Annotated in this window: 9 protein-coding genes; 4 read left to right on the top strand and 5 right to left on the bottom strand. The window is 62.9% G+C overall.

The genetic code is table 11. The features are described from left to right. Together AF337_RS12680 and AF337_RS12675 are read left to right on the top strand one after the other, a co-directional pair. Positions 1 to 939: a LacI family DNA-binding transcriptional regulator gene (locus AF337_RS12680; protein WP_063844328.1), complete on the top strand. Its 939-nt coding sequence runs from the start codon at positions 1 to 3 to the stop codon at positions 937 to 939. Next, entirely contained in the window at positions 939 to 1748 is an 810-nt protein-coding gene (locus tag AF337_RS12675; RefSeq protein WP_049732393.1) for an inositol monophosphatase family protein, read from the top strand. The genes AF337_RS12680 and AF337_RS12675 overlap by 1 nt, the downstream gene beginning before the upstream one ends. A gap of 27 nt (positions 1749 to 1775) precedes the next feature. Here the strand turns inward: AF337_RS12675 and AF337_RS12670 are convergent, their stop codons facing one another. The 3 genes from AF337_RS12670 to AF337_RS12660 form a co-directional block, all read right to left on the bottom strand. Beyond that, complete coding sequence (locus tag AF337_RS12670; RefSeq protein ID WP_049732392.1) at positions 1776 to 3431, bottom strand: GGDEF domain-containing protein; 1656 nt, start codon at positions 3429 to 3431, stop codon at positions 1776 to 1778. Positions 3432 to 3607: 176 nt separating this feature from the next. Continuing rightward, entirely contained in the window at positions 3608 to 4477 is an 870-nt protein-coding gene (locus AF337_RS12665) for a glycerophosphodiester phosphodiesterase (protein WP_049732391.1), read from the bottom strand. 209 nt (positions 4478 to 4686) lie between these two features. Further along, entirely contained in the window at positions 4687 to 5439 is a 753-nt protein-coding gene (locus tag AF337_RS12660; protein WP_049732390.1) for a GntR family transcriptional regulator, read from the bottom strand. 225 nt (positions 5440 to 5664) lie between these two features. Here AF337_RS12660 and AF337_RS12655 point away from each other — a divergent pair, with 225 nt between their 5' ends. Together AF337_RS12655 and ligM are read left to right on the top strand one after the other, a co-directional pair. Next, positions 5665 to 6543, top strand: coding sequence for a methylenetetrahydrofolate reductase (locus AF337_RS12655; RefSeq protein WP_049732389.1), 879 nt, complete (start codon positions 5665 to 5667; stop codon positions 6541 to 6543). A 50-nt stretch (positions 6544 to 6593) separates the two neighbouring features. After that, on the top strand, positions 6594 to 7997 hold the full coding sequence (gene ligM, locus AF337_RS12650) for a vanillate/3-O-methylgallate O-demethylase (protein ID WP_049732388.1): 1404 nt from the start codon (positions 6594 to 6596) through the stop codon (positions 7995 to 7997). 72 nt (positions 7998 to 8069) lie between these two features. Here the strand turns inward: ligM and AF337_RS12645 are convergent, their stop codons facing one another. Together AF337_RS12645 and AF337_RS12640 are read right to left on the bottom strand one after the other, a co-directional pair. Next, positions 8070 to 9164 (bottom strand): pyridoxal-phosphate-dependent aminotransferase family protein, encoded by a 1095-nt coding sequence (locus AF337_RS12645; RefSeq protein WP_049732387.1) that lies wholly within the window; start codon positions 9162 to 9164, stop codon positions 8070 to 8072. An 11-nt stretch (positions 9165 to 9175) separates the two neighbouring features. Then, on the bottom strand, positions 9176 to 9937 hold a 762-nt coding region (locus tag AF337_RS12640), incomplete at its 5' end, for an ABC transporter ATP-binding protein (protein ID WP_063844327.1).

The raw sequence follows: 9937 nt of genomic DNA, 5'->3' as shown, positions 1-9937 counted from the left end.
CTGATCTCCGTCGTGTCGCGCGCCTTCACGCCGGATGCCAGCGTCTCGCCGAAAACACGCGAGAAGGTCTTCCAGGCCGCCAAGGATCTCGGCTACCGCGTGAACTACCTTGCCCGAAGCCTCACCAACAAACGCTCCGATCTCGTCGGCGTCGTCGCCGCCGGATTCGACAATCCGTTCCGCACGCTGCAGATCGAGCATCTCTCAAGGGTGCTGCTCGCCCGCAACTTCCGCCCCATCCTGCTGCCGACCTCGCAGGAGGCGGATACTTCGACGGTTATCGGCCAGCTGCTGCATTACGCCGTCTCGGGCGTCATCGTCACCTCGGACGCGCCGCCGACAGAGATCTGCGAGCAATGTGCGGCCGAGGGCGTGCCGATCGTATTGATCAACAAGGGCAACGACATCCCCTTCGTCGACCGCATCATCTCCGACGACCGTATGGCCGGCTATCTCGCCGCCGACCACCTGATCGACAGCGGCGCGCGAAAGCCCGCGGTGATGGCCGCTCCCGCCATATCCTATACGGCGCGCCGGCGGAGCGAGGCCTTCATCGCACGCTGCAAGCAGCTCGGCGTCGAAGCGCAGCTGCTGCAGGTCAGGATCAACGACTACAAGAGCGGCTATGATGCCGCCGCCGAGCTTGCCGCATCCGGCATTGACGGCTTGTTCTGCGCCAATGATTACATGGCCTGCGGCGTGGTCGACCAGCTCATGCAGGGCCGCAGCCGCGACGATGCGCCGCCGCTCCCCATTATCGGCCATGACGACATTCCCCAGGCGGCCTGGGCCGCTTACAACCTCACGACCATCCGCCAACCCTGCGACCTCCAGGCCGAACAGACGGTCGACCTGCTGATGAGCCGAATTGCCGAACCGGACCTGACGGCGCGCGTCGAATTCACGCCGGTGACGCTGATACGAAGAAGGACTGCCTGATGACTTCCGCATTCGATGCCGCCGCCATCCGCACCCGGGCGGAGGTCGCAATCTCAGTCGCCCTCGAGACCGGACGGGAAGCGGCCCGGTTCCGGCGCAGATCGAACCCCGGCACGCTCGCCGTCGAAAACAAGGGATTGCAGGATTTCGTCACCATCGCCGACAGGCAGGCCGAGCAGGCGATCCGCGACGGGCTGCTCTCCCATTTTCCGGGCGATACGTTCATGGGCGAAGAGAGTGGCGGGCGATCGGGCGAGGGCGGCACCTGGGTCGTCGATCCGATCGACGGCACGACCAACTATATCAGGGGCTTCCGGCATTGGGCCGTCTCGATCGCCTTCGTCGCCGGCGGCAGGGTCGAGATCGGCGTGGTCTACGATGCCACCGAGGACAAGGTCTTTCACGCCATCCGCGGCGGCGGCGCCTTCAAGGACGGGCTGCCGATCCATGCGGCCGCAACCACCGATCCGGCCAATGCGCTCGTCATTCTCGGCCATTCCCGCAAGACCAGTTTCGACGACCATCTGGCGCTCTCCAAGCGGCTGCACGAACGCGGCATGGACTATCGCCGCACAGGCGCGGCGGCGATCGACCTCGTTCGTGTCGCCGAAGGCGCTGCCGATCTCTACTACGAACGCCATCTCAATGCCTGGGACATGCTCGCCGGCGCGCTGATCGCCGAAGAAGCCGGCGCCATGGTGGCGATGCCTGGCGTCGACAGGCTGCTTGCCGATGGCGGACCGGTCATCGCCCATGCGCCGGGGCTTGCCGGCGAATTCGCCTTCATCCTCGACATCGAGGGACTATAGAGCATGTCGCGACGAAGCGGGCAGCGGTTACGCAACGACGCGATTGCGACCGGTCTTTTTCGCCGTGTAGAGATTCTGGTCGGCGATCGCTAAAATCTCGGTCGGAGAATTGGCAGACAGCGTGCCGGCCACGCCGATGCTGATCGTGACGCGCAGCCCGTTGCAGATCTCCGACCAGTCCCATTGTTCGACGGCCGCACGCAGCCTGTCGCAGACATCGGCGGCCCCGCGGGGAGAGCCGGCCAGCAGGACGACGAACTCCTCGCCGCCGAAGCGGATCGCCTGATCGGTGATCCTGAGCTGGTTGCGCAGAATCGCCCCGATGGCGCTCAGAACCTGGTCGCCGATCATGTGAGAGAAGTTGTCGTTGACCGACTTGAAGTGATCGACGTCAAGCATCGCGATGGAATAGGGACGCTTCTCCGACGTCAATTCCTTGAAGCGGCTGTCGAGATATTTGCGGTTGTAGAGCCCGGTCAAAGCGTCCAGATAGACGGCGCTGGCAAGGATATCGGTTTCTTCCTGCAGTTTCTGATAGGAGGCCTCCAGCGTATTGGCGCGCTTCGTTTCCGTTTCGGCAACTTCCTTGAGCCGCTTGGTTTCATAGTAGATTTCGGCCAGGCGTGCGCGCTGCTGGGTCCTCTCGGCGCTGTTCTGCAGATATGCCTGGTGGTATTTCTTATGCGCCTCCAGCGCCAGATCGAACTGCCCCAGCCCTTCATGCGCCTGCGACAGATAAAAATAGATCTGAATGTAGGAATCGAAACTGCCGCCCTCGCTGATCAATGCCATCGCCTCGAGCAGCAGCGACCGCGCTTCCTCGAATTTTCCGTAACTATTGTAGATCTGGCCCAGGGTGTAGAGATATTGCTGCCTGTCCCTGACATAGCTGTTTTCCTGAAACAGCTGATAGCGCTCCATGCACTGGAGCGCCTTCTCATGTTCGCCGAGGTGACTGTAATAATCGGCGTTGTTGCCGAGGCAGATGCGCGCAGCCCAGCTGTCACCGAGCTCGATGGCCAGGTCGAGCGCCTCGTCGGTCAGCTCAAGCGCTCTCGTCAGCAGCCGGCGTCCTTCATCCGTCTGGCCGAGCGCTTGCGCAATATATCCGCCTTCCGAATGGGCGCCGCCGAGATTGACGAGCCACCAGCATTCATAGGTCTTGTCGCCGATCGATCTGGCGAGCTCGACGGAGCGCTCGCTCATCAGGATGGCCCGGTCGGGCTGCTTGTTGTACCAGAAGATAATTCCAATGACGTTGGTGGCGAGGCTCTGCGCTTTCCGATCTGCGGTCCTGTCGGCAAGATCCAGCGCGCGGGTGGCCTCTTCGATCGCTTCCTCAGGCAGGCCCAATTCCAGCAGCAGCCATCCGAAATAGGCCCGGGCATAGGCTTCCTCGTTGGGCTCCCCGGTCGATTTCCAGAAGTCCACCGCCCGGCGGACATGCGTCAGCCCCAGTTCGGCCTTGCCGGTTTGAAAACAGTACCAGGCAATGTCGGTATCGCATTGAGCGGCGAGCCGATCATCGCCCCGCGCTCTGGCATCGGCAAGAGTTTCGCCGGCCAGTGCGAGTGCCTCGATCGAACGGCCGGTACACCCAAAATGCCACGCTTTCTGCAAGCTGGAATTTTCTTGTTGAGTAATTGCTACAGTATCAACAACTTGCATATCGCACACCAACATTTGACTGTCGGATAGGGATAACATCAGAAGTTTAAAATGATGCAAATTGTGCAAAACATGCGACAGCCCTGAAATAATGCATGTCGCCCGGAAGTCTGCCGCGCTTCCGGGACAACAGCATGCATCAAAACAAAGAGCTAAAGCCGCTCACGCCTTCCGGCATCAGGTGCCCGCGGTTAATCCGCTATGCGTCGACGCCAGGCGCGTTCGGTCGCCGGCGCCTCGTCGGTGGTGACCTGATCCGGCTTCAGGGCCATCAGCGACCGGAAGTTCCGCCATTCCTCGTCGCTGAAACCGGCCTCGGGATGCTTGAGGGTAAAGGTCCAGGCATCGACGCGTTTGCCTTCGTCATGGCAGAGCGCGATCATATCGAGACCTTCCCTGGCGGCATCGAGGATCAGCGGCCAGTGGAGATAGATCGTGTCCGGTTCGGTCGGGCCGCGCAGGTCGGCGCACAATTCCGTCTCGACGGCCTTCCAACCGCTGGCCTGCCTGATACCATAGAGCTTGTCTGTGGGATCAATGCCGCGCAGGAGATGCGGAAGCTTTTCCTTGACGGCAACGATGAGGTCGAGACTGCCGCCACTGACGATCACCGAGGCGGCGATGTCACGGAAATGCGCGGCAAGGTGCTCGATGCCCCTCGCGCCGATCGCCTCATAATCGTCCTTCATGTCGAACTGCAGCAACGCGGCCGGATGCGTCGATTGCATCATGGCGGCGAGATCCTCGCTGAGGATCAGCGGCCGGTCGCCCTCTTTCATCCTGATATCGCCGAGATCGCCGGGGCTTTTTTGGGCGATCGGCCCATGTCCCGTCGTCTCACCGTCGAGTTCCTCATCGTGCAGCACGACGAAGCCGCCATCGGCGCGCACCCGCAGATCGAGTTCCATCGAGGCGCCGGCGGCAAAACCCTCGGCCATCACCTCGGCTGAGAACAGCGGATCGGCAAACCGCTTGCGCAGCCGGTGCCATTTCAGGCGGGTGCGATGTCCCTCATGCGAAATCTCCAGGCCCTGCGCGTCCAGCAATCTCGTCATCTGCATCCGATCTCCGCGATGCTACTCTCCTGCCTTGACGAGCCATGATTATCAAGGGCCGGATACGGCTTCATCGGAATGCTTGAGTAGCAATCACGGCTTTTCTCCTGCTCCTACCGGCGATCCATGCGATCCGCCGGCCTCCTCTCTTCTCCATCGGCTTTCTCAGCCGACCGGCCGGCAGGGCCTCCCCGCCCTCGATCGCTAGCCACGTCTCAAGTCGATACCAGCGTCAGTCCCGGAACACGGGTGATCAGGCTGCGATCCTCTTCCATGACGAATTCCAGATTGTGGCGCGCAAGGCGCGCATGTTCCCGCGCCAGCGCCTCGGCGCGCGTGCCTTCGCGCATCTCGATCGCCGCAACGATGTCGCGGTGCTGACGCTGCGCACGCACCAGCGACAGGCGAAAGGCGGGCACATCCTCCTGCTTCTCCAGAAACGCGCTCGGCGAGGCGAATGGCAGCTGCGCCGCCCGTTCCACCTCGCGCCGCATCGTCTCGCTGCCGGCAAGACCGGCGAGCATGGAATGGAATTCCGCATTGAGCTCGACATACTGGGCAAACAGCATGTCCTCCGGCCGATCGCGAAAGCATTTGTCGAGCTCGAGGATCAGTCCTTTGATCGCCTTGAGCTTTGCTGGCGTGACGCCGCGTTCGGCGGCAAGCCGGGCTGCCGTGCCTTCAAGCACGCCACGCAGCTCAATGGCGTCGAAAACATCCGCCGCGGTGAAGCCGCGCACGGCATAACCACCGGAGGGAATCTGCTCGAGCAGGCCTTCCTGTTCGAGACGGGCAAGGGCCGCGCGCAGCGGTGTGCGCGAGATGCCGAGCTTTTCGGCCAGCGAAACTTCCGACAGACGCTCCCCCGGCGAGACGCCGCCGCCAAGCACGAGATCACGCACGCCGAGAAGGCCTTTCAAGGCCTGGCTGTCGCGCTTGCGATCTACGTTTCCCTTTTCCGCAGCCATTTTCCGCCCCTCCAGAATGGAGTACGAACTGTATACAGCCATATGTCAAGCGAATATTTCATGACAATTTACACATCAATACATATCTAAAAAGTTATCTATAAAGCACTTATCAGAGAACTTTTCACGAACTTTGTTATGTCACTTGCTGGCGGCGCAATTTTCGGCATATCACTGTATACAGGATGGACACATAAGATCCCTGCACGGTGAGGAGAGAAGCTTATGATGATTGCGCCGCAAAGCGAGAGCCGGGAGAAGGCGCCTCTTGCCGATCTTCTCTCGCATTATTCCATCGAGGTGACGTCGCGCGACCTCCCGTCGTTGCAGAGCATGACCGCGACCCTGCCACCCGGCTCCGAGGTCTTTGTCGCCCATCTTCCGAAGGAGGATATCGGCCTTTTGGTGAGGGCGGCGGCGGGTCTGAGAGACGCCGGCTTCGTGCCGGTTCCCCATATCGTCGCCCGCAATATCCGCAACCGCCTGGAACTTGACACCATGCTTGCCCGGCTGTCCGAAGAGGCCGGCGTCCGCCATGCGCTCGTTCTCGGCGGGGATCGGGACGATGCCGCCGGGACCTTCGGCTCCGCGCTGGACCTGATCGAAACCGGGCTCTTCCAGACATATGGCATCGGCCGTATCGCCATCGCCTGTTACCCGGAAGGGCATCCGCGGATCGCCGGTGCCGTCCTAGACACGGCGCTGACCGCAAAGGTCGATGCGGCTGCCCGTGCCGGGCTCGATGTGTTATTGGTGAGCCAGTTCCTGTTCGATCAGAAACCGCTCCTCAGCTTTGCACGGCGGCTTCGCGAACGGGGCGTAACAGTGCCGCTCAGGGTCGGCATCGCCGGACCGGCCAGCCGCACGAAGCTTCTCAAATACGCGCTTCGCTGCGGTGTCGGCGCATCCTTGCGGGCGCTGCGCGAAAGAAGCGAAGTCGCCCGCAACGTGCTTTCGGGTGAAACGCCGGAAGAGCTGCTGATCGATATCGCCGCAGCTGAGGCCGCCGAACCGGATCTCGGCATCAGCGGCGTGCATTTCTTCACCTTCGGCGATCCGGCCCAATCCATCCGCTGGGCGGAGCAGCAGGCAGCCTCTGACTGAAACCGGCCGCAAGGCCTCGACCATCATCTTCGTTCAATGGGAGGAATATCATGACGAAACAGAGCCTGGAGCAGAAGCTGAGCGCCGCCGGCAACACGGTGAACATGCTCCGCAATTCGCCGATCGGCGCCTATATCTATCCCGTCGTACCGCCGGAATTCAGCAACTGGCGCGACGAGCAGCGCGCCTGGCGCGAAACCGCCGTGCTCTTCGACCAGTCGCACCATATGGCCGAACTGATGATCGAGGGGCCGGATGCGCTGAAGCTCATCTCTTATCTCGGCATCAACAGCTTCGCCAATTTCCCGGTCAACCGCGCCAAGCAATTCGTGCCGGTCAGCCATAGCGGCCATGTCATCGGCGATGTCATTCTCTTCCATGTGGCCGAAAACCAGTATCTGATCGTCGGCCGCGCGCCGACGATCAACTGGGTGGAGTTTCACGGGCAGACCGGCGGCTACGACGTGAGGCTCGACCGCGACGACCGTTCGCCGTCGCGACCCGGCGGCAAACCGGTCGTGCGCCGGCGGTACCGTTATCAGATACAGGGGCCGAACGCCTGGAAGATCCTCGAAAAGGTCAATGGCGGGCCGCTCGCCGACGTCAAATTCTTCAATATGGATTGGATGAACATCGGCGAGCGCCGTGTGCGCACGCTGCGCCACGGCATGTCGGGCGCTCCTGGCCTGGAGATTTTCGGACCCTATGAAGAAGGCGACGAGATCCGCAACGTCATCCTGGAAGCCGGCGAGGAATTTGGCCTGCGCCAGGTCGGCGCCCGTGCCTATGCGACGAACACGCTGGAATCCGGCTGGATTCCGTCGCCGCTGCCGGCGGTCTATACCGACGAGCGCATGAAACCCTTCCGCGAATGGCTGGGCGCCGACAGCTATGAAGCAACCGGCTCGATCGGCGGCAGCTTCGTCTCCGACAATATCGAGGATTATTACCTCACCCCGTACGAACTCGGCTACGGCCCGTTCGTCAAGTTCGATCACGACTTCATCGGCCGCGCCGCGCTGGAAAAGATCGCCGACAAGCCGCATCGCAAGAAGGTGACATTCGCCTGGAACCAGGATGATGTCGCCAAAGTCTTCCAATCGCTGTTCGACCCTTCAGGCGATAACTATAAATATATCGACCTGCCGCTGTCGAACTACGCTTCCTCAAGCTACGATCAGGTGATGAAGAACGGCAGGACGATCGGCGTGTCGATGTTCTCAGGCTACAGCCACAACGAACGCACCATGCTTTCGCTCGGCACGGTCGAGCCGGAGGTGCAGGTCGGCGACGTGCTGACCCTCGTTTGGGGCGAACCGGATGGCGGAACCCGGAAGACCACCGTCGAACGTCACAAGCAGCTCGAGATCCGGGTCAAGGTCGCGCCGGTCCCTTACGCGCGCGATGCCCGCGAGGCCTATGCCGACAGCTGGCGCACCCGGCAGACGGCGTAAGCCAAGGCCGGACCGCCTGGCCATCCATGCCGGGCGGTCCCTTGCCGCTTTCCCGGTCCCGGCAGCATCCTCTCAGCGGCTGTAGGCCGCAGAAATCGCCTCCGCGGCGGCGGCGATATCGCAGCCATGGCCGGCCTGCCTGAGGGCCGCGCCATAGGCGACGACATTCGCAAGCACCTGATGAAACGCGGCACGCGCACCTGTGTGGTTGAGCCGCACGAGACCGGCAGGCGCGGTCCCGACACTTTCGGTCAGCTCGACACCCAACCGGCTGGCGGCGGCGATCAGCGTTGCAGGCGCCAAGCCATCCGGCACCGGCACCGCCGTCACCAGGTTCGACGCTTTGGCTGCCGGCACCCAGGCCGGGGTTCCGAGCGCGGCGAGCCCCGCCCGTGTCGCCGATGCCGCCAGCGCATGGCGGGTGACGACGTTCCCCAGGCCTTCGGCCTCGATATGGTCGAGCGCGGCCTCCAGCGCGAAGAATTCCAAGGGCGCCGGCGTTCCCGGCAGAGCCAGCCGGCCACTGTCGACCCATGACTTGAGATCGGCCAAAGACAGGATCGAATCGCGCGGTGCGCCGTCTCTCAGCATCAGGTCCCAGGCGCGAGGGCTGACCGAGAGCACCGACACGCCGGCCGGACCGCCGAGCGCTTTCTGCGGGCCGATCACCGCGATATCGATGCCGAGATGATCGACATCGAGCCGGTGGCCGCCGACCGAGGCAACCGCATCGACGACGGTGACGATGCCGCGGGCGCGCGCCAGCGCCGATATCTCCGGCAAGGGGTTCAGAATGCCGCTCGCCGATTCTGCATGAACCAGAACCAGCACATCGACAGGAGGACCAGTGTCGAGCGCCTTGGCAACCGCTTCGCTCTCGATCGGCAGGCCGGGTTCGGCGATGATATCCTGGACCGCGGCACCGCCCCGCCGCAGCCATTGCCCGAACCAGCCGCCATAGGGACTGGTGACGATATTGAGGGCGGAAAGGCCGGGGCGCGCAAGGCTGGCCGCCACCGCTTCCAGCGCCACCACCGCCTCGGCCTGCACCAGCACGATGTCGCTGCGGCTGCGCAGGATGCCGCCGATCCTGTCGGCGAGGGCGGCGTAGCGTTCAACGGGATAGGAGGGGACGCCGTGCAAGGGATTCCAACCGGGATCAAACATGGACATCTCCTTCAGGACGGATCGGTCACGAGACGAGGGACGGCTGCAACGAGGGCGCGAGCGGCCTCGGATTGCGGCGCGGCGACGACTGCCGCTGCCGGACCGGTCTCGACGATCCGCCCGCCATCCATGACGGCGATGCGGTGGGAGACGGCGCGGACGACGGCAAGATCGTGCGAAATGAACAGACAGGCAATGCCCTGTTCTTTCTGCAGATCGACCAGAAGTTCGAGGATCTTGCCGCGCACGGTGACGTCGAGCGCCGAGACCGCCTCGTCGAGCACCAGCAGCGACGGCCGCGTCGCCATCGCCCGGGCAATCGCCACGCGCTGGCGCTGGCCGCCGGAGAGCGCGCGAACCGGGCGCTGGGCGTAGTCGGCGGACAGGCCGACATGTTCGAGCAGCCTTTCGATCTCGCCGGCACGACGGTCTTTCGAAACGACGCCGTGGATACGCAAGGGATCATCGAGCACCGACCCGACATCCGCCAGCGGATTGAAGGCGGCCAGCGGATCCTGGAACACCATCTGCAGGCGCGCCCGCCTGCGGCGCAGGGCAGCACCCTTCAGCGCCAGCCAATCCTCTCCTTCGAAGCGGATCGCACCGGCATCGGCTGGGAGAAGCCGCAGCAAGATGCGCGATAATGTCGATTTTCCGCTGCCGGAGGCGCCGACGAGACCGAGTGTTTCCCCAGGCGCGATCGTCAGCGACACATTATCGAGGGCGGCAACCTGCCTGCCGGCAGAAGAAAAACCTTTCGACAGGTTTTCGAC

Origin of the sequence: Rhizobium ecuadorense, assembly GCF_001187535.1 — a bacterium.
GTDB classification, from domain to species: Bacteria; Pseudomonadota; Alphaproteobacteria; order Rhizobiales; family Rhizobiaceae; genus Rhizobium; species Rhizobium ecuadorense.
The sequence above is the reverse complement of the archived record's forward strand: the minus strand, read 5'-3'. Positions and strand labels throughout refer to the sequence as shown.